The sequence below is a fragment of the Rhizobium sp. BK212 genome, assembly GCF_014197475.1.
In the GTDB taxonomy this organism is placed as follows: Bacteria; Pseudomonadota; Alphaproteobacteria; order Rhizobiales; family Rhizobiaceae; genus Rhizobium; species Rhizobium anhuiense.
In genome coordinates, this window is sequence record NZ_JACIFS010000019.1 from 1 (window position 1) to 19092 (window position 19092).

Consider the following 19092-nt stretch of genomic DNA (forward strand, 5'->3'; position numbering starts at 1 on the left):
CCGGCGGTTACAGCCTGCATTTCGACGGCATGCAGCCGGCGACCGGGCCGAACTATACCGAGGAGCGCGGCCACTTCACCATCCGGCGCGCCGGTATCGCGGTGGCCGATACCTGGTCGGCCAAGCGTCTTTACACCGCCCGGCAGATGCCGACGACGGAGGCCGGCATCCTGACCTTCGGGCTCAGCCAGCTCTATGTCTCGCTCGGCGACGCCACCAAGGACGGCGGCATCGTCGTGCGCATCTGGTGGAAGCCGTTCATTCTCTGCATCTGGGGCGGAACGGTGATCATGGCCTTCGGCGGCCTCGTCTCGCTCACCGACCGCCGCCTGCGCGTCGGCGCCCCGCGTAGGAAGGCGAAAGCCACGAAGCCTGCTGCTGCAATGGAGCCGGCGGAATGATGCGGCGTCTCTTGCTGGCTTTTGCTTTGCTGCTGATGGCGGCCCCCGCCTTTGCCGTCAATCCGGACGAGGTGCTGGCCGATCCGGCGCTCGAGGCGCGCGCCCGCGCCCTGTCGGCGGAACTGCGCTGCATGGTCTGCCAGAACCAGTCGATCGACGATTCCAATGCCGATCTCGCCAAGGATCTGCGCCTGCTGGTGCGCGAGCGCATCGCCGATGGCGACAGCGACGAGGCGGTGCTGAACTATATCGTCTCGCGCTATGGCGAGTTCGTGCTGTTGAAGCCGCGTATCGGCATGAAGACGGTGCTGCTCTGGGGCGCGCCGGTGCTGCTGGTGATCGCCGGCGGGCTGTCATTGCTGGTCTTTGCGCGCAACAGGGCCGGTAAGCCGACCGGCAGCAAGCTGACAGCCGACGAACAGGCGAAGCTGAGCGAGCTTCTGAAGAAATAACCGACCGGGCTGAGCCGGCGGACGAGCATATCTGGCCGCGTCCGCGCTACCCGGGAAGCTGGCGGCACGTTTGGCCAAAAGCAAACATTACAAACATTACCAACTTTTCATTGGCCGGACAGTTCGCAGTAAGGTGCGGCGTCCTATATCTTCATTCATCGACTGATCCGGCGTCGCCGGTCTGAAGATTTAAGAACAAGAGAAGGTGCTCCAATGCTCAAGAATTTCAACGGACGTCCGTCCCTCGCCACTGTGCTCAAGGCTTCTACCGTCGCCGGTATCGCAGCCGCTGTGCTCGCAACCGGCGTTCCGCTCGAAATCACCCGGTCTTATGCCGAAGCTGTCAAGGTTCAGGCGCCTGCCGTTCCGAGCTTCGCCAATGTGGTCGACGCCGTCTCGCCGGCTGTCGTTTCCGTCCGGGTCGAAAACCGCGTCAATCCCGTCTCCGACAACAATGACGGCTTCTCCTTCGATTTCAACGGCCGCGGCTTCGACGACCTTCCCGACGATCACCCGCTGAAGCGGTTCTTCAAGCAGTTCGGCCAGGATCCGAATGACCAGCAGGGTCATCCCAGGCGCTTCGGCCAGAACGGCCCGAATGGCGGCCCGAACGGTCCGGGCGGCAAGGGTCGTCTGCGCCCCGTCGCCCAGGGCTCCGGCTTCTTCATCTCCGAAGACGGCTATATCGTCACCAACAACCACGTCGTGTCCGATGGCCAGGCCTTCGTCGCCGTGATGAATGACGGCACCGAGCTCGATGCCAAGCTGATCGGCAAGGATCCGCGCACCGACCTCGCCGTCCTGAAGGTCGACGGCAAGGGCAAGAAGTTCACCTACGTCAACTGGGCCGACGACAACAATGTCCGCGTCGGCGACTGGGTCGTTGCCGTCGGCAACCCCTTTGGTCTCGGCGGCACGGTCACAGCAGGCATCGTCTCGGCCCGTGGCCGCGATATCGGCTCCGGCCCTTATGACGATTACCTGCAGGTGGATGCTGCCGTGAACCGTGGCAACTCCGGCGGTCCGACCTTCAACCTCAGCGGCGAAGTCGTCGGCATCAATACCGCGATCTTCTCGCCGTCGGGCGGCAGCGTCGGCATCGCCTTCGCCATTCCCGCCTCGACCGCCAAGGATGTCGTTGCCGATCTGATGAAGGACGGCCAGGTGTCGCGCGGCTGGCTGGGCGTGCAGATCCAGCCGGTGACCAAGGATATCGCCGAGTCCATCGGCCTGTCCGAGCCGAGCGGCGCCCTTGTCGTGGCCCCGCAGGCCGGATCGCCGGGTGACAAGGCCGGCATGAAGGCGGGCGACGTTGTCACTGCGCTGAATGGCGAAACGATCAAGGATGCACGTGATCTCAGCCGCCGCATCGGTGCGATGCAGCCGGGCAGCAAGGTCGAGCTTTCGGTCTGGCGTGCCGGCAAGGCCCAGTCTCTCACCGTCGAGCTCGGCACGCTGCCGATCGATCAGAAGGATGCGTCGGCCGATGACAACAACCAGCCGCAGCAGCCTGAGGCACCGGCTTCCGAGAAGGCGCTTGCCGATCTCGGCCTGACGGTCGGTCCTTCCGACGACGGCAAGGGCCTGGCGATCACCGGCATCGACCCGGATTCCGACGCTGCCGACAAGGGCATCAAGGAAGGCGAGAAGATCACTTCGGTCAACAACCAGGAGGTCTCCAGCCCCGAAGATATCGTCAAGGTGCTGAACCAGGCCAAGAAGGACGGCCGCACCCGTGCGCTGTTCCAGATCCAGTCCGGTGAAGGAAGCCGTTTCGTTGCGCTTCCGATCAACGGCCAGGGCTGATCCTTAAGAAAACGAGAGCCGTGCGGACGAAAGTCCGCGCGGCTCGATTCTTCTGAGCTTTGAAGGATGATCGCCATGAGCGCCGCCCCGCAGGAAAATGCTTTGAGCCTTGCCGAAACGCAGCCGGTGGGTAATGTCGGCCGCATGAAGATTCTCATCATCGAAGATGATCTCGAAGCCGCGGTCTACCTCACGAAAGCCTTTCGTGAGGCGGGCATCGTCGCCGATCACGCCAGCGACGGCGAGAGCGGCCTGTTCATGGGGTCGGAAAATACCTACGACGTCATCGTCATCGACCGCATGTTGCCGCGCCGCGACGGGCTCTCCGTCATCAGCGAGCTGCGCCGCAAGGCCATCCATACGCCTGTCCTCATCCTCTCTGCACTCGGTCAGGTCGATGATCGCGTCACCGGTCTTCGCGCCGGCGGCGACGACTACCTGCCGAAGCCCTATGCCTTCAGCGAACTTTTGGCGCGCGTCGAAGTGCTCGGCCGCCGCAAGGGCACGCCGGATCAGGACGTCGTCTATCGCGTCGGTGATCTCGAACTCGACCGGCTCTCCCATGAGGTGCGCCGCAGCGGCAAGGAGATCCTGCTGCAGCCGCGCGAATTTCGCCTGCTCGAATATCTGATGAAGAATGCCGGCCAGGTGGTGACCCGCACCATGCTGCTCGAAAATGTCTGGGACTACCATTTCGACCCGCAGACCAACGTCATCGACGTGCATGTCTCGCGCCTGCGCTCGAAGATCGAGAAGGACTACAACCAGCCCCTCCTGAAGACCATCCGGGGCGCGGGGTACATGATCAAGGATGAGGGATGAGCCGTTTCAGGGTTCTCTTCAAGTCCACCGCAGTCCGCCTTTCGGCACTCTATATCCTGCTTTTCGCCATCTGCGCCGCGACGCTCGTCTTCTATGTGACGGCGATGTCGGAACGGCTGCTGACCGGCCAGATCCGCGACGCCGTCCGACAGGAGGTGGAGCAGGTGCAGCGCGCCTATGACACCGGCGGCATGAACCTTCTCCTGCGCACCATGGAGCGGCGCGCCCGCCAGCCGGGCGCCAATCTCTACATCATCGCCGGTCCCTCGGGCGATATTCTCGCCGGCAACGTCGCGTCGGTGCAGCCGGGTGTCTTCGAGGAAATCGGCTGGACCTCCGCGCCCTTCATTTATCAGCGCTATACCGACAGCGGTATCGAGCGGCGCCACAAGGCGATCGCCAATATCTTCGTGCTCGACAACGGTCTCAGAATCCTGATCGGCCGCGACCTCGGCGATCCCGAGCGTTTCCGTCTGCTGGTGCGCCAGGCGCTGATGGTGGCTTTGGCGATCATGGGGCTCGGCGCCATCATCATCTGGTTCGCCATCGGCCGCAACGCGCTGAAACGCATCGACCGCATGTCGGATGCCAGCAAAAAGATCATGGCCGGCGACCTGTCGCAGCGCCTGCCCGTCGGCGGCTCGGGCGATGAATTCGACCGTTTGTCGATGTCTTTGAACACCATGCTGGAGCGTATCGAGAAGCTGAACGAGGGTCTGCGGCAGGTGTCCGACAACATCGCCCACGATCTCAAGACGCCGCTGACGCGGCTGCGCAACAAGGCGGCCGATGCGCTCGATATCAGCGATGGCGAGACGCGGCGCGCAGCACTGGAAGGGATTATTTCCGAATCGGATCAGCTGATCCGCACCTTCAACGCCCTGTTGATGATCTCTCGCGTCGAGGCCGGATCGGTCGCCGCCGAGATGTCGCCGGTGGAGCTTTCGGCGATCGTCTCCGATAGCGCCGAGCTTTACGAACCGGCGGCGGAAGAAGCCGGGCTTGACCTCAGCTCCAGCATCGAACCGGATGTCGAGGTGCAGGGCAATCGCGAGCTGATCGGCCAGGCGATCTTCAATCTGCTCGACAATGCGATCAAATATTCCTCCGATACCGAAGGCGCGGGCAAAGTATCGCTGAAGCTTTCCCGCCGCCCTGATGGTATCTGCCTGTCGGTCGCCGACCACGGACCGGGCGTTCCGGCCGACCGGCGCGACGATGTGGTGAAGCGCTTCGTCCGCCTCGACGAAAGCCGGTCAAAACCCGGGACGGGCCTCGGGCTTTCGCTGGTGGAAGCGGTGATGGAGCTGCACAACGGCCGGCTGGAACTCTCCGATACCGATCCCGACAAACCCGAACAGCGCGGATTGACCGTCAGCATGATCTTCCCGGCCAAGGCTGCCTGATCTCTTCCGCCGAAATACGATCGGTTGAATCGCGTATTGGCGGTTTTCGGCCAAGACCCTAGTTTAATCTCGATCGAAGGCGCGGACTGCGATTCTGCGTCGTCGTTTCCTGAGGTGCCAAAGCAGGGAGAGCGCATGCTGACGAAATCGACGCATGGCCTGAAGGATGTCGCCGAAGGGCTGCTGCGTCCGCTGAACCAGACGGAATTGAAGTTGGCGCTGGCCGACCTTCAAGAGGCCGGCAAAAGCGAGCCGTCGGTGGCGACGATGCTGAAGACGGAAGGGCCGCTTCGCGATTTCATTGCGGCGGTGCTGACGCTGTCGCCCTACCTGCGCGAAATCGCCAATCTCGACCCCGCCATCCTCGCCGGCGCCGTCACCGAGCCGCTGGAGCCGCAGATCGAGGCGCTGGTCGCCGAGGCCAGGGGGTGCTGGCGACCGGACGGCGAGGGGGCGGCACCCGCCGAATCCGTGGTGATGAGCAGGCTGCGCATCATCAAGCGCAAGGTGGCCTTCCTCGTCGCGCTCGCCGATCTCTCGCGCATCTTCGACGGCCGGGCGACGACGGCCTGGCTGAGCGAGCTTGCCGAGGCTTCGGTCGCTGCTGCCATCGACCATCTGCTGCTTGCTGCGCATGAGGGCGGGAAGCTGCGGCTGCGGGATCCGGCGGCACCGAGCAACGGCTCAGGGCTGATCGTGCTCGGCATGGGCAAACTCGGCGCATCCGAACTCAACTATTCCTCCGATATCGACCTCGTCGTCTTCTTCGACGAAGAAGCAGGCATGGTACCCGACCCGGATGACGCGATCGAGGTCTTCCCGAGAATGATGCGCCGGCTGGTGCGCATCCTGCAGGAGCGCACGGCCGACGGCTACGTCTTCCGCACCGATCTCAGACTGCGCCCCGATCCCGGCTCGACGCCGCTGGCGATCCCGGTCGATGCGGCGATGATCTATTACGAGGGCAGGGGCCAGAACTGGGAGCGGGCAGCCTTCATCAAGGCGCGCGCGGTTGCCGGCGACTTGGCGGCGGGCGGCGATTTCCTGCGCGGACTCGCCCCTTTCGTCTTCCGCAAATATCTCGATTACGCGGCGATCGCCGATATCCATTCGATCAAGCGGCAAATCCACGCGCATAAGGGCCACGGCGCGATCGCGGTCAAGGGCCACAATGTCAAGCTCGGCCGCGGCGGCATTCGCGAAATCGAATTCTTCGTCCAGACCCAGCAGCTGATCGCCGGCGGCCGCATGCCGGCCTTGCGCGGCCGGGCGACGGAAGAAACGCTCTGTGAACTCACCAAGGCGAAATGGATCGACGCGGAAACCCGTGACGAACTGACGGAGGCCTACTGGTTCCTGCGCGATGTCGAGCACCGCATCCAGATGGTGCGCGACGAGCAGACCCATCTGTTGCCGGAGACGGATGCCGACCTGAAGCGCATCGCCTTCATGATGGGATTCACCGACACGCCGAGCTTCTCCGAGCGGCTGGTCGGCGTGCTGAAAACGGTCGAGCGGCGTTATGCCCACCTGTTCGAGCAGGAGAGCAGGCTTTCCACCGATACCGGCAACCTGGTCTTCACCGGCCAGGGCGACGACCCCGATACGCTGGAGACGCTGAAGAAACTCGGTTTCACCAGGCCGTCCGACATTTCCCGCATCATCCGCACCTGGCATTATGGCCGCTACCGCGCGACGCAATCGGTGGAAGCGCGCGAAAGGCTGACGGAATTGGCACCGGAGCTCTTGCGGGTCTTCGGCGAAAGCAAGCGCGCCGACGAGGCGCTGCTGCGCTTCGACAGCTTCATCTCGGGCCTTCCCTCCGGCATCCAGCTTTTCTCGCTGCTCGGCAGCAATCCGGCGCTCTTGTCGCTGATCGTCAACATCATGTCCTCGGCCCCCCGGCTTGCCGAGGTGATCGCCGCCAAGCCGCATGTCTTCGACGGCATGCTCGATCCCGGCCTGATGGCCGAACTGCCGACCCGCGATTATCTCGGCGAACGGCTGAAGGGCTCGCTCGCCCAGGCGCGCCACTATGAAGAGGTGCTCGACCGGCTGCGCATCTTCGCCGCCGAGCAGCGCTTCCTGATCGGCATCCGCCTGCTGACCGGGGCGATCAACGGTGCGATGGCCGCACGCGCCTTCACCCATCTGGCCGATCTCATCATCGCGGCGGCACTCGATGCCGTGGTGAGCGAAATGCGGGCCGCCCATGGCGACTATCCCGGCGGCCGCATCGCGATCGCCGGCATGGGCAAACTCGGCAGTTTCGAGCTGACGGCGGGTTCCGACATCGACCTGATCCTGCTCTATGATTACGACGATGCGGCCTCTGAATCCGATGGACCGAAGCCGCTCGACGCGACGCGTTATTTCACCCGCATCACCCAGAGGCTGATCGCCGCCTTCTCGGCGCCCACCGCAGAAGGTGTGCTCTATGAGGTGGACATGCGGCTGCGTCCGTCCGGCAACAAGGGGCCGGTCGCCACCCGCATCAATGCTTTCGGCAAGTACCAGCGCGAGGAGGCATGGACCTGGGAGCATATGGCGCTCAGCCGCGCCCGACTGATCTGCGGCAATGAAAGCCTGATCGCCGAGGCCGAGCATATCGTCCAGGAGGTGTTGTCGACCGATCGCGACGTTGCCAAGGTGGCGCGTGACGTCGCCGAGATGCGCGAAATGATCGACAAGGAAAAGCCGCCATCCGGCCCGTGGGATCTGAAGCTCATCCCCGGCGGCGTCATCGATCTCGAATTCATCGCCCAATATCTGGCGCTGATTGCGCCGACCAGGGGCGTCGGCATTGCCGTGAACGGGATGAGTACCGGCGAGGCCCTGAAGGTGCTCGGCGACCGGCTGATGGCGACAGCCGATCTCGACACATGCCTTGAGGCCTTCGCGCTTTATACCGGCCTCTCGCAACTGATCCGCCTGTCCATTGACGGTTCGTTCGATCCGAAGGAGGCGCCGTCGGGTCTCGTCGAACTCGTCTGCCGCGCCGGTGACTGCCCTGACATCAAGACCCTGGAAGCCGAGGTAAAGCGGCTTTCGAAAGCGGTTCGGAAAATATTCCAGAATGTCGTGAAATCAGGCAATTCCAGCGCCTGATTTCACATCAGCTGGAATGACCGCGAGGATTATCTCGAACATGGGCTGTCGGAATCTCGCTTAGCCGGTCGTCTTCAAGGCAGGCACGCTCGGGAGAACACCAATGACGATTACCATTACCGCCTTTGAACACTCGCCCGATCGCGGCAAGGGGCTGGCGCGTGACATGCGCGTTCGCTGGGCACTCGAGGAAGTGGGGCTGCCTTACGACGTTCGCCTTGTTTCGTTCAAGGCGATGAGAGAACCCGCGCATCTCAGACTTCAACCGTTCGGACAGATTCCGACCTATGAGGAAGGCGATCTCGCGCTGTTCGAGTCCGGAGCAATCGTCTTCCATATCGCCGAGCGTCGTGCGGGCCTGCTGCCGGAGGATGCGAATGCCCGGGCGCGCGCGATCGCATGGATGTTTGCCGCGCTCAACACCATAGAGCCGCCGATCTTCGACCGCGCTCTCGCCAGAATCCTGGAGCGCGACGAGCCTTGGTATGAGCAGCGCCTGCATGCCCTCGAGGTCAGCATCCGGAAACGGCTGGACGATCTTTCCCGTCGCCTTGGCGATGCCGACTGGCTGGACGGCGCCTTCAGCGCCGGTGATCTTCTGATGGTGACGGTGCTGCTCAGGCTGAAGGGATCGGATATATTGGACGATCATCCGAACCTCTCCGCCTATGTCGCCCGCGGCGAAGCGCGGCCTGCATACAAGCGTGCTTTCGCCGCTCAGTTGGCGGTTTTCACCGCCGCATCTTCCGGCTGACAACGGTCGGATTTTGACGTGGCCTTTAAATATCGTCGGGGATGCGCAGCGAGATCACGGTGCCCACAGCTTCGCGTGAGCGGATTTTCATGCGGCCGCCATGCAGCGAGGTCAGCGAGCGGGAGATGGCGAGCCCGAGGCCGGAGCCGCCCTTGCTCTTGGCATACTGGCTTTGCACCTGTTCGAAGGGCTGGCCGATTTTTGCCAGCGCCGAGCGGGGAATGCCGATGCCGGTGTCGGCGATGGTGACGAGGACGGCGCCGTCGACGCGGCGGGTGCGCACCGCGACGCGGCCGCCATTGTCGGTGAACTTCACCGCATTGGAGAGCAGGTTGAGCAGCACCTGTTTCATTGCCCGGCGGTCGGCCATCAGCGTCAGGCCGGAGCAGATGCGTTGTTCGATGACGATGTTCTTTTCGGCCGCGGGCATGGCGGTGAAGCGCAGGCTTTCCTCGATCAGCGGCACGAGGTCGATGCGCTCGCGGTGCAGCCGGAGGTGGCCGGCCTCGATCTTCGACATGTCGAGAATGTCGTTGATGACGTTGAGCAGATGTTTGCCGCTGTCATGGATATCGCGGGCATATTCGTCGTATTTCAGCGAGCCGAGCGGCCCGAACATCTGGTTCTGCAGGATTTCCGAGAAGCCGAGGATGGCGTTGAGCGGCGTGCGCAGCTCATGCGACATATTGGCGAGGAATTCCGATTTCGCCTGGTTGGCAGCCTCGGCGCGTTCCTTCTCCGCCTGATAGTTGGCGTTGGCCGTCGAAAGCTCGGATTTCTGGATCTCCAGCGTCTGGCGCGAGGCCGAGAGATCGCCGATCGTCGCCATCAGCCGGCGTTCGGATTCGCGCAGCCGCTCCTGATGGCGCTTCATCAGCGTGATGTCGGTTCCGACCGAGACCCTGCCGCCATCGCGGGTGCGCCGCTCGTTGATCTGCAGCCAGCGCTCGTCGGCAAGCTGCACTTCCGTTGTGCGCGAATAGCCCGAACCGTCGGCATCGGCGATCCGCCGCTCGATGACGGGACGGGCGGCGGCGGCATTGACCACCGAGCGCTCGGTGCCGGGCACCAGCACACTGTCCGGCAGGCCATAGGCCTGCTGGAAATGCGTGTTGCACATGACGAGGCGATCGTTCTTGTCCCAGAGCACGAAGGCTTCCGAGGTGCATTCGATGGCGTCGGCCAGGCGCTGGTCGGCTTCTGCGTAGCGCTGGGCGAGCCGATGCTGTTCGGTCACGTCCATGGCGATGCCGATCAGGTGCATGCGGCCGGAATTGCTGCGGATCACCTGGGCGCGGGCGCGCATCCAGACATAATGGCCGCCGGCGTGGCGCATGCGGAAGATCTGATCGACCTGGCCGGAATCACCCTTGGCGATGGCGCGGGCGATCTCGTAGAGCCCGCCGTCATCGGGATGCATCAGCCGCGCGGCTTCGCCGAAGCCCATCGTCTTGTCGGAACCCGGCAGGCCGAGCATGTCGTACATCGAACGCGACCAGAAGAATTCGCGATTCTCGAAATCGAAATCCCAGAGGCCGCAGCGACCGCGCGACAGCGCCGTCTCGACGCGCAGGTTCGATTCCAGGAAGATGTCGTCGGCATCGCGGGCGCGCTTCACCTGGGTGTAATAGGCGTAGAGGATGACCAGCAGGATCGAGGAGATGCCGGCAAACAGCGTGACGTTAAGCGCCAGTTGCTCGCGCCAGAGCCGGCCGATCTCGTCGAGCGAGGTGGCGGCGACGATATAGCCGCCGGCATTGCCCATCAGCGTGATCTCGGCATAGTGCGGCACGCCGCCGATCGTCGTTTCGATGACGCCGGCGCGATCGCCGAAACGCCGGATCGCCGAGACCTCGGGGAAGAAATCGCCGACATTGCTGCCCACATGCGAAAGCCCGGCGGTGGTCGAGGCAAAAACCTTGCCGCTTGCCTGGACGAGCAGCACGAAGGCGCCGTTGTCCAGCCGGTCCTGCGGCAGGAATTTGGCAAGCCGGGCCTGCGCTTGGCCGACGTCGCCGCTATCGAAGATGTCGGCTGCATCGGCAAACACGGCAGAGGCGGTTGCCGCCGAAAGGGCCGTGGCATGGCGGGCCGAGGACTCCAACCGTCCATATTCGCTCATCATGCCGAAGAAATGCGAGGCGGCGACGACGGAGAGGAAAGCGACGATCAGCGCCGGAATGGCCCGCTTCAGCACGAGCTCGGCTTTCGGCAGATGCCGAAGCAGCGGTTCCGATGTCGCGCGGCCTGAAAGGCTGTCTCGCCAGGCTTTCAGCCCGTCAAAATCGACACGCAGCCGTCCTTCGGCCACGGTTGCCCGTCGCACGTCCATCATCTCTTCGCCTTGTCCCTCGTGTGATTCGCGCGCCGCTCGCTCGAACCTGACTTAGAGAATCATGGGTGATTCGCCTTGTCCAGAGGCAAAGGTAAAAATCCGTTAACTATTTATAATTTTGTGCTTTTCAGACGATTCGAACCGATCGGCGACCGGCCGCCGAGTTTTCGTCGGCGGCCAGTCGAATCAAAACTACCCTTTAAGCGTGCGCTCGACGATATCGCGCACGTCGGTCGAAAGATCGGCCGACTGCTCGATCTCGGTCAGCGCCGATCGGGCGTGATCGGCCCGCACCGGTTCCAGCGAGCGCCAGGAGCGCATCGAAGTGAGAATGCGGGCGGCAAGCTGGGGGTTGCGCTCGTCGATATCGAGAATCTGGCCGGCGAGGAAGCGATAGCCTTCGCCGTCGGCGCGGCCGAAACCGGTCGGATTGGTAAAGGCGAAGGTGCCGACCAGCGAACGCACCCGGTTCGGATTGGTCCGCTTGAACAGCGGGTCGTCCATCAGGGCGAGGACCCGCTCCAGGGTTTTTGCGCCAGGAATGCCGGCCTGGATCGCGAACCATTTGTCGATGACCAGGGCATTGTCCGCGAAGCGGTCGCGGAAAGTTGCCAGCGCCTCGCTGGTCTCCGCGCTGTCAGGGAAACGATGGGCGAGGATCGTCAGCGCATGGCTGAGATCGGTCATGTTGTTGGCCGCATCGAAGGCGGCCTTGGCGCGGGCCGGAGTCTGTTCGGCATGCGAGAGGTAGGTGAGGGCGGTATTGCGCAGCGCCCGCAGGCCGGCGCTTTTCGCATCCGGGCTGAAATCGCCTGACGTCGTCATCGCCGCGTAAAGGCCGGCAAAGACGTCCTTTCCGGCATCGGCGATCTGGTTCAGGATCGCCTGCCGGCCGGCATGGATGGCATCGGGATCGTTGTTGCCGCCGAGTTCGCGGGCGATATCGGATTCGCTCGGCAGAGCCAGCGCCTGGGCGCGGAAGGCAGGTTCGAGGCTCTCGTCGGCCGCTGCCGCAATCAGCGCCTCGACGAAAGTCGCCTCGCAGACGACTGGCTTGCCCTCGCGGGCGTCGCGTGCCGCTTTCAGGAGGTTCGGCAGCGCCAGATCGGTCAGCGCCTGCCAGCGAGCGAAATGATCGGTCTCATTGCGGGCGAGACGGGCGAGGTCGGCCGGGCTCTGATCGAAATGGAGGTTGATCGGCGCCGAGAAGCTGCGGTTGATCGAAACGACCGGCCGCGAGCCAACACCATGGAATACCGCCGTCTGGGTGCGGCCGGTGAGATGCAGTACCTCGCCGGCATATTCCGCACCGTCGACCGCGGTCGGTTCGATCTTGCCGCCGTTTTCGCCAAACAGCGCCAGGCTGAGCGGAATATGCATCGGCTCCTTGCTCGGCTGGCCGGGCGTTGCCGGGATCATCTGTTCGAGCGACAGGGAGAAGCTGCCGGCTGCCGCATCATAGCTGCCCGATGCGGTGACGAGCGGCGTGCCGGCCTGATGGTACCAGAGCGAGAATTGCGTGAGGTCGCGCCCGGTCGCATCCTCGAAGCATTTGACGAAATCCTCGATCGTCACTGCCTGGCCGTCATGGCGGTCGAAGTAGAGATCCATTCCCTTCTTGAAGCCGTCCTTGCCGAGCAAAGTCGCGATCATGCGCGTGACTTCGCTGCCCTTTTCATAGACGGTCGTCGTGTAGAAATTGTTGATCTCGCGATATTTCGTCGGCCGCACCGGATGAGCGAGCGGGCCGCTATCTTCCGGGAACTGCTCCGATTTCAGATGGCGCACTTCGGCAATGCGCTTAACCGGGCGCGAGCGCTGGTCGGACGAGAATTCGTGGTCGCGATAGACCGTCAGGCCTTCCTTGAGGCACAGCTGGAACCAGTCGCGGCAGGTGATGCGGTTGCCGGTCCAGTTGTGGAAATATTCATGCGCGATGATCGCCTCGATATTGGCATAGTCGGCATCGGTCGCGGTCTCGGGATCGGCGAGTACGTATTTGGCGTTGAAGACGTTGAGGCCCTTGTTCTCCATTGCCCCCATGTTGAAGTCGGAGACGGCGACGATCATGAAGATGTCGAGGTCGTATTCACGTCCGAACCGCTCTTCATCCCACTTCATCGAGCGTTTCAGCGCGTCCATGGCATAGGCCGCGCGCGGCTCCTTGCCGTGCTCGACATAGATCTTTAGCACCACCTCGCGGCCGGACATGGTGGTGAACGTGTCTTCGACGACGCCGAGATCGCCGGCGACGAGCGCGAAGAGATAGCTCGGCTTCGGATGCGGGTCGAACCAGGCGGCGAAATGTTTGCCGGGGCCGTAGCCGGCGCCGCCGAGGAAGTTGCCGTTCGACAGCAGCAGCGGGTTGGCGTCCTTGTCGGCGATGATGTTGACGGTGAACGGCGCCAGCACGTCGGGCCGGTCGGGGAAATAGGTGATGCGGCGGAAACCCTCCGCCTCGCATTGCGTGCAGTAGATGCCGCCGGTGCGGTAAAGGCCCATCAACTGGGTATTGGCTTCGGGGTTGATGATCGTGGTGATCGTCAGTTCGAAGGGCGCGCTCTCCGGCAGGTCGCGCACCGTCAGGCTTTCCGGTGTTGCGTCGTAGCGCGAAGGCTCCAGCTCCACCTGGTCGAACAGCAGTCCCGACAGAGCCAGCTCATCGCCGTCGAGGACGATCGGCGCTTTGAGATCGGCGCCCGGACGACGATGAAAGATCAGTCGCGCCTCGACCTTTGTCTCCGTCGGGTCGAGCTCGAAAGTGAGGTCCACGCGTTCCAGCACGAAGTCGGTGGGACGGTAATCTGCCAGATGAATGACCTGGCCGGTATCTGTTCGCATGGTGTTTCCTGAAGACCGTTATTAGACAACCGCGGAATACAGAGGCGGGCGCACTCTGCCATAAATTTTGCCGGGCATGATTACATTAAAGTCTGAACTAAAGTTAAAGCAAATTGCCCGCAAACGCGAAGTTCGCGGGCAAAATACCTTGTTGGGGCTGATGAACGTGGTCGCCAGGGGGAAGGACTCTACTTAAGATTGAGCGCAGCCTTGATTGTCGCGTCGTTTTCGGTCTGCTGCACGACGACGCCGTACCAGCCGAGCCCGTCATAATCCTCATAGCCGAGCGTACGCGCGAAGGCGACGATCGAACCGTTATTATCGTAGTAGCTGCCTTTTGACTGGCCGGACGGGTTGGCGAGCACGAAATGGGAAAACAGCAAGGCAGGATTGGTGGTGGCGATGACCCGGCTCTTGCCGTCGAGCAGCATGACCGTCGTTCTTTCCGCCAACTGCGGCGGCAGGTTCGCCTCTTTCTCGACGATCGCCTGGCCCTGGTTCTGCCAGTCGAAATAGACGCCGAGCGTGCCGATCAGTCGTCCGTCGAGCTTGCCCTCTTCGCGGATGCCTGTGGCATAGACGAGCGCATGCCTGTTGTCGTGCAGCGGGCTCGCTTTGACCTCGTCGACAATGTAGGCGTCGCCGGAAGCGCAGCCCGATGCGGCGCGGAACCACGGATCGCCGGCCAGGCTCGTGCCGGCGATCTTGCGCTGGAACTTGGGATTGGCCGATGCGATCACCTTGCCCGAGAGATCGGTCATGACGAGATCGAGATAGACGGTGTAGAAGCGGTTGATGGCGCCGAGACGCTCCGCCGCAAAGGCGACGATTTCCCGGTCCGGGTTCTGCAGCGCCTGCCAGAGCGCCGGGTCCGTCGCCCACCAGCGCACATCGGCGGTGCGCTCGAAGAGATTGCGCACGATGAGCTGCACCAGCGTCTGCGCCAGATCGGTGAGGCGAACGCCCTCCATCTCCTCGACCAGCGAATCCGCCATGGCGCGGCTGAGGCCGATGCGGCCGAGCACGTTGCTCTCGAACCGGCCGGTAATGTCGGTTGCGATCTGCGCCAGCCGCTGCACCTCGTTGGCAACGACGGCAAAGCCCTTTCCGGTCTCGCCGGCCCTTGCTGCCTCGATCAGCGCATTGATCGCCAGCAGCTTGATCTGCTTGACGATATGCGTGTTGTCGGCGCTGAAGCGTTCGAGGTCGGTGCTGATGCCGTCGGTGACGACGCGCATCGAGCGCGGAGTCGCATTCTGCGACTGGGCAATGGTTTCGGCGCTAAGCGGCTTCATCAAAATGATCCTGGCAGGAACGGGCAATTGTTTGTGGCGAAGAAAATTTCGGGATAAGCCACAAACGATGCTTGCCTATGGTTTTCAATTGGTTAACGCCGAGCGGTCAGCGGTGAACATTTTAGGGTGAAACGGCTCAAGACAGAAAGATTTAAGGGCGGTGGCGCGGTTGAGGCACGGTTGCGCCTGTGGCCGAACGCGATTTTATGATTCTCATGCGTGGCTTGCGGTTTTTTCGCCCATCGGGATTTTCTTTCGCTACGATGGCAGATGTCATCCATTGCGTTCCCGAGTCGAACGCGTCTCCCCATCCGCTTAAGTCGATATAAGAGCCAGGATCATGCACTCGGTTCTCAGAAACCCGATGAGAGGCATTGCGCTGAAAGTCTCGTCGGTCGTGGTCTTCCTGGCCATGCAGACCTTCATCAAGCTGGCCGGCTCAGACATCCCGCCGGGTCAGGTCACCTTCTGCAGGTCCTTCTTCGCGCTCTTTCCGATCATGGCCTATCTCGCCTATATCGGACAGTTGCGCGCCGCCTTCTACACGTCCAATCCGATCGGTCACCTCAAGCGCGGCACGATCGGCATCATGTCGATGGCTTTCGGTTTCTATGGCCTGCTGCATCTGCCGCTGCCGGAGGCGATTGCGCTCGGCTACGCCCTGCCGCTCGTCGCCGTCGTCTTCGCTGCGGTTTTTCTCGGCGAGACCGTGCGTATCTATCGCTGGAGTGCCGTCCTGGTCGGCATCGTCGGCGTCGCCATCATCTCCTGGCCGAAACTCACACTGTTTCGCAACGGCGGCATGGAAGCGGAACAGGCCGTCGGCGCGCTCTGCGTGCTGCTCTCGGCCGTTCTCGGCGGCATGGCGATGATCCAGGTGCGCCGCCTCGTCGAGGAGGAGAAGACGGCAACGATCGTGCTGTATTTCTCGATCACCGCATCGGTCTTCTCGCTGGCTTCTCTTCCCTTCGGCTGGCTCCTCCTGCCGTGGCCTTCGGCGCTCTACCTGATCGCCGCCGGCTTTTGCGGCGGTGTCGCGCAGATCCTGCTGACGGAAAGTTACCGCCATGCCGACGTCTCCACCATCGCGCCGTTCGAATATACCTCGATCCTGCTCGGCGGCATCGTCGCCTATTTCGTCTTCGGCGATGTGCCGAGTGTGACCATGCTGATCGGCACCGCGATCGTCATCGGCGCCGGCATCTTCATCATCTATCGCGAGCATCAGCTCGGCATCGAACAGAGAGAGGCGCGCAAGGCCTCGACGCCGCAAGCCTGACACCCGCAAGCACATGATATCGAAGGTTTTAACGCGGGGATTGCTCAAGCTTGAAGCTTGCTCTCAAAGCGTGAAAAGAATGGTGAATTCTTGGGATACCACCGGCCTGCGGAATGTGATTGTTGAAGATGAGAGAGTATCATTTATTCCAAGCTGTGCATGTTTGAATGGCCGCTGATGCCGGAGGAGCTCTCGGTGTCGTTGCTCCGAACGCTGGCCTGCGAGCGGAGGTGGAGAAAAGCATAATGACATTCACAGCGGCGCAATTGGCGGGGAACCCTTCCTTTCTGATGAGCATCCGCTTTTTGGCTGGGCAGATGCGCGGCATGTTCGATGCCGGTCCGCGGTTGGCGCGACTGCTCGCCTCGCATCAGCGCTGGCTTCTGACCCAGACGGCCTATGCCCTCAACCTGGAATATGATCCGCGCGACCCGACGTCGGGTTTCACCGCCGTCCGGCTGACAGCACGCATCACCGGGCACAAGGTGGCGAGCCGTAACACCGTGCTGGCCTTCATCGAAGAGCTCTTTACCTACCGCTTCATTGTCCACACGCCCGGCGACGAGCGGCGGCGGCCACGTCATTTCGAGCCGGCCGATGTCAGCCATCAGGCGATGTTTGCCTGGATTCTCGGCAATCTCGCTGCGCTCGACCTGCTCGACGGCGGTCAAAGGGCGGTCTTTTTCCAGGCAAACCCATCCTTGATGCGGCTCGTTCAGCCGCGCATCGCCCGCCATTGCCTGGAAGATGCCGCCTGGCGCGAGCCGCCGGAGCAGGTGGCACTGTTCCTTTGGACGGAAGCCGGCGGCCTCGTCGTCGACAACTTCATCGCCCGGATGGATATAGAAAGCCGCGAGCCGGACAGGTTTTCCGTCGGCCGCGTCGAAACCCGGGCGCTCGCTGCCGATTTCATGATGTCGCGCACCCATCTGCAGCGAGTGCTGGCGAAGGCGGCGCAGCGCGGCTGCGTCGGTTGGTATGACGAGCCGCGCAAGACGCACCTTTGGATATCGCGGGATTTCGTCGAGGAATATTGCGCCTGGCAGTCGGTCAAGTTCGCCTACGTCGACGAAGCTTTCGAATGGGCGAAAGCCCAGATCGAGGATATGGCCGTCTGATCAGAGGACGATCGCCGCAGCGCCTGCGCCCATACGCTCGCCGCCATCAGCCGGATTGACGGAAAGCTCCCGCTCATATTCCCGCGCGGCGCAGACGGCGACGCGGATATGCTCGAAGGTTTCGATGTTGCGCAAAAGCGATATCAGGATTGTCGACATTGGCGTTACTCTTGATACGAAAGGGCAGCAATTCAACGTGCGACAGCGTCCTTTGCGCGTCCGAAGACGCGCAGCGGCTGTCGGCGGCTGCCGCTCAATATTGCTGGAAGTCCGAGAAAATCGCGTCGGGGCGCGCCGTGCGGCTGTTGATGCCGGTGCCGCGGGCAATCATCTGTTCGTTCGTGGCAAAGCCGTAACGGCTGTAGCCCTGAGTGGAGCGAACATGGTCGCCGGCGAGGCGAAGGGTTTCAAACCCGCAATGGATAGGACGAAAACGCTTGTTCATGGCCTTGGTTCCTGTGATTCCTCCCAAGACACATCTTCATATTGCGATGCAGCATTGATTTCGCAATGCGTCACGGCGGGATGCAGCCATGCGAACGGTGCATGGCTTGATTCATAAAATATTCAACATTGGCTAATTTCTAAGCAAAGAGAGGGACTTAAGCTTTGCTTGAAAGGCGAGCAGGTCGTTCCAGGCCAGCCGCTTGTTGACAGGTGCGGTTAATAGATCCTGCGGATGCAGGCTGGCTATGGCAGGAATGACACAGTCCGCAACCGCAATCTCCTTCCAACGGCCGCGCAGGCCGTGAATCGTGTCGTTTTCGCCGAAGAAGAAACGCGCCGAAAAATTGCCGAGCAGCAGGATCGCCTTGGGTTCGGCAAGCGCGATCTGCCGTTCGATGAACGGGCGGCATATGTCCATTTCCGCCGCCGACGGCGCACGATTGCCAGGTGGCCGCCAGGGGATGACCTGCGTCAGCAGAACGGTCGAGCGCGTCAGCCCGATCGCCGCCAGCATCTTGTCGAACAGCTGGCCGGATTTTCCCGAGAAAGGCGCACCTTCGCGATCGTCTTCGGCGCTCGGCGCCGAGCCGATCACCATGATCCCGCTTTCGACATCGCCGCTGGCAAAAATCGTCGAGCGGGCGCTGTGCTTGAGATTGCAGCCGTTGAAGGCTTCGATCGCGGTCTTGAGCTCCGCGAGCGATCGCGCAGTTTCGGCGACGAAACGCGCCTGCTGCACCGCCTCGCCATCCGGAATGGCAGGCTGCGGGCCGGACGCTGCGCGTTCGGCAGGCGCCGGGCGCGCCGCTGCATTCGGACGCGGCGGTGTCTGGCGTTCGCCGGCGGGCGGCTGTTGCTGCTGCGCCTGTGTCGCCGCCGGGCGGCGGGCGGCCTTCATCGCCTCGAACTCGGCGAAGCGGTCGATCGCCTCTTCTTCCAGCAGCCATTCCACGCCGGCATCCGCATGGAAATGCAGAAGTGCCGCAAGCTCGGCGGGGGAAAGGTCGTTGGCGGAGATCATGCGACAG

Annotated in this window: 15 protein-coding genes; 9 read left to right on the top strand and 6 right to left on the bottom strand. The window is 62.6% G+C overall.

Annotation, left to right across the window (positions count from 1 at the left end; genetic code table 11):
- From FHT79_RS31675 to FHT79_RS31705, 7 genes are all read left to right on the top strand, one after another.
- The coding region (locus tag FHT79_RS31675; protein ID WP_281414626.1) for a cytochrome c-type biogenesis CcmF C-terminal domain-containing protein at positions 1-401 on the top strand (401 nt) is incomplete at its 5' end.
- On the top strand, positions 398-853 hold the full coding sequence (locus FHT79_RS31680; protein ID WP_183904717.1) for a cytochrome c-type biogenesis protein: 456 nt from the start codon (positions 398-400) through the stop codon (positions 851-853). The genes FHT79_RS31675 and FHT79_RS31680, both read left to right, overlap by 4 nt.
- A gap of 213 nt (positions 854-1066) precedes the next feature.
- Positions 1067-2659, top strand: coding sequence for a Do family serine endopeptidase (locus FHT79_RS31685; protein WP_025570247.1), 1593 nt, complete (start codon positions 1067-1069; stop codon positions 2657-2659).
- A gap of 75 nt (positions 2660-2734) precedes the next feature.
- The gene (locus FHT79_RS31690) at positions 2735-3481 is read left to right on the top strand and encodes a response regulator transcription factor (protein WP_025570249.1); all 747 of its coding nucleotides are present in this window, start codon (positions 2735-2737) and stop codon (positions 3479-3481) included.
- Positions 3478-4887 carry a HAMP domain-containing sensor histidine kinase gene (locus tag FHT79_RS31695; RefSeq protein ID WP_025570251.1) on the top strand — a complete coding sequence of 470 codons (1410 nt, stop codon included), beginning with the start codon at positions 3478-3480 and terminating at the stop codon, positions 4885-4887. Before FHT79_RS31690 ends, FHT79_RS31695 begins: the two co-directional genes overlap by 4 nt.
- A gap of 135 nt (positions 4888-5022) precedes the next feature.
- Positions 5023-7995, top strand: coding sequence for a bifunctional [glutamine synthetase] adenylyltransferase/[glutamine synthetase]-adenylyl-L-tyrosine phosphorylase (locus FHT79_RS31700; RefSeq protein ID WP_097596423.1), 2973 nt, complete (start codon positions 5023-5025; stop codon positions 7993-7995).
- A 103-nt stretch (positions 7996-8098) separates the two neighbouring features.
- Positions 8099-8749, top strand: coding sequence for a glutathione S-transferase family protein (locus tag FHT79_RS31705; RefSeq protein ID WP_097596422.1), 651 nt, complete (start codon positions 8099-8101; stop codon positions 8747-8749).
- A gap of 25 nt (positions 8750-8774) precedes the next feature.
- Here the strand turns inward: FHT79_RS31705 and FHT79_RS31710 are convergent, their stop codons facing one another.
- The 3 genes from FHT79_RS31710 to FHT79_RS32475 form a co-directional block, all read right to left on the bottom strand.
- Positions 8775-11084: an ATP-binding protein gene (locus tag FHT79_RS31710; RefSeq protein ID WP_025570257.1), complete on the bottom strand. Its 2310-nt coding sequence runs from the start codon at positions 11082-11084 to the stop codon at positions 8775-8777.
- Positions 11085-11276: 192 nt separating this feature from the next.
- A complete protein-coding gene (pepN, locus tag FHT79_RS31715) occupies positions 11277-13925 on the bottom strand; it encodes an aminopeptidase N (protein ID WP_097596421.1) in 2649 nt (882 codons plus the stop codon).
- Positions 13926-14113: 188 nt separating this feature from the next.
- A complete protein-coding gene (locus FHT79_RS32475) occupies positions 14114-15220 on the bottom strand; it encodes a methyl-accepting chemotaxis protein (RefSeq protein ID WP_097596420.1) in 1107 nt (368 codons plus the stop codon).
- Positions 15221-15560: 340 nt separating this feature from the next.
- On the opposite strand from FHT79_RS32475, the gene FHT79_RS31725 reads away from it, so the two are divergent.
- The gene (locus FHT79_RS31725; protein ID WP_097545380.1) at positions 15561-16499 is read left to right on the top strand and encodes a DMT family transporter; all 939 of its coding nucleotides are present in this window, start codon (positions 15561-15563) and stop codon (positions 16497-16499) included.
- A 245-nt stretch (positions 16500-16744) separates the two neighbouring features.
- The gene (locus tag FHT79_RS31730) at positions 16745-17617 is read left to right on the top strand and encodes a hypothetical protein (protein WP_097596419.1); all 873 of its coding nucleotides are present in this window, start codon (positions 16745-16747) and stop codon (positions 17615-17617) included.
- On the opposite strand, the gene FHT79_RS31735 is transcribed toward FHT79_RS31730, so the two are convergent.
- The 3 genes from FHT79_RS31735 to FHT79_RS31745 all read right to left on the bottom strand — a co-directional run bounded on the left by FHT79_RS31735 (position 17618) and on the right by FHT79_RS31745 (position 19085).
- Positions 17618-17776 carry a hypothetical protein gene (locus tag FHT79_RS31735; protein WP_179874729.1) on the bottom strand — a complete coding sequence of 53 codons (159 nt, stop codon included), beginning with the start codon at positions 17774-17776 and terminating at the stop codon, positions 17618-17620.
- A 94-nt stretch (positions 17777-17870) separates the two neighbouring features.
- Positions 17871-18062: a hypothetical protein gene (locus FHT79_RS31740; RefSeq protein WP_047616129.1), complete on the bottom strand. Its 192-nt coding sequence runs from the start codon at positions 18060-18062 to the stop codon at positions 17871-17873.
- 132 nt (positions 18063-18194) lie between these two features.
- The gene (locus FHT79_RS31745; RefSeq protein ID WP_097545377.1) at positions 18195-19085 is read right to left on the bottom strand and encodes a uracil-DNA glycosylase; all 891 of its coding nucleotides are present in this window, start codon (positions 19083-19085) and stop codon (positions 18195-18197) included.
- Positions 19086-19092 lie beyond the last annotated feature (7 nt).

Coding starts and splice junctions, on each gene's coding strand:
- FHT79_RS31730 (WP_097596419.1), top strand. CDS start 16,745: ATGACATTCACAGCGGCGCAATTGGCGGGGAACCCTTCCTTTCTGATG.
- FHT79_RS31710 (WP_025570257.1), bottom strand. CDS start 11,084: ATGATGGACGTGCGACGGGCAACCGTGGCCGAAGGACGGCTGCGTGTC.
- FHT79_RS31745 (WP_097545377.1), bottom strand. CDS start 19,085: ATGATCTCCGCCAACGACCTTTCCCCCGCCGAGCTTGCGGCACTTCTG.
- FHT79_RS31735 (WP_179874729.1), bottom strand. CDS start 17,776: ATGTCGACAATCCTGATATCGCTTTTGCGCAACATCGAAACCTTCGAG.
- FHT79_RS32475 (WP_097596420.1), bottom strand. CDS start 15,220: ATGAAGCCGCTTAGCGCCGAAACCATTGCCCAGTCGCAGAATGCGACT.
- FHT79_RS31695 (WP_025570251.1), top strand. CDS start 3,478: ATGAGCCGTTTCAGGGTTCTCTTCAAGTCCACCGCAGTCCGCCTTTCG.
- FHT79_RS31700 (WP_097596423.1), top strand. CDS start 5,023: ATGCTGACGAAATCGACGCATGGCCTGAAGGATGTCGCCGAAGGGCTG.
- FHT79_RS31685 (WP_025570247.1), top strand. CDS start 1,067: ATGCTCAAGAATTTCAACGGACGTCCGTCCCTCGCCACTGTGCTCAAG.
- FHT79_RS31740 (WP_047616129.1), bottom strand. CDS start 18,062: ATGAACAAGCGTTTTCGTCCTATCCATTGCGGGTTTGAAACCCTTCGC.
- pepN (WP_097596421.1), bottom strand. CDS start 13,925: ATGCGAACAGATACCGGCCAGGTCATTCATCTGGCAGATTACCGTCCC.
- FHT79_RS31705 (WP_097596422.1), top strand. CDS start 8,099: ATGACGATTACCATTACCGCCTTTGAACACTCGCCCGATCGCGGCAAG.
- FHT79_RS31680 (WP_183904717.1), top strand. CDS start 398: ATGATGCGGCGTCTCTTGCTGGCTTTTGCTTTGCTGCTGATGGCGGCC.
- FHT79_RS31690 (WP_025570249.1), top strand. CDS start 2,735: ATGAGCGCCGCCCCGCAGGAAAATGCTTTGAGCCTTGCCGAAACGCAG.
- FHT79_RS31725 (WP_097545380.1), top strand. CDS start 15,561: ATGCACTCGGTTCTCAGAAACCCGATGAGAGGCATTGCGCTGAAAGTC.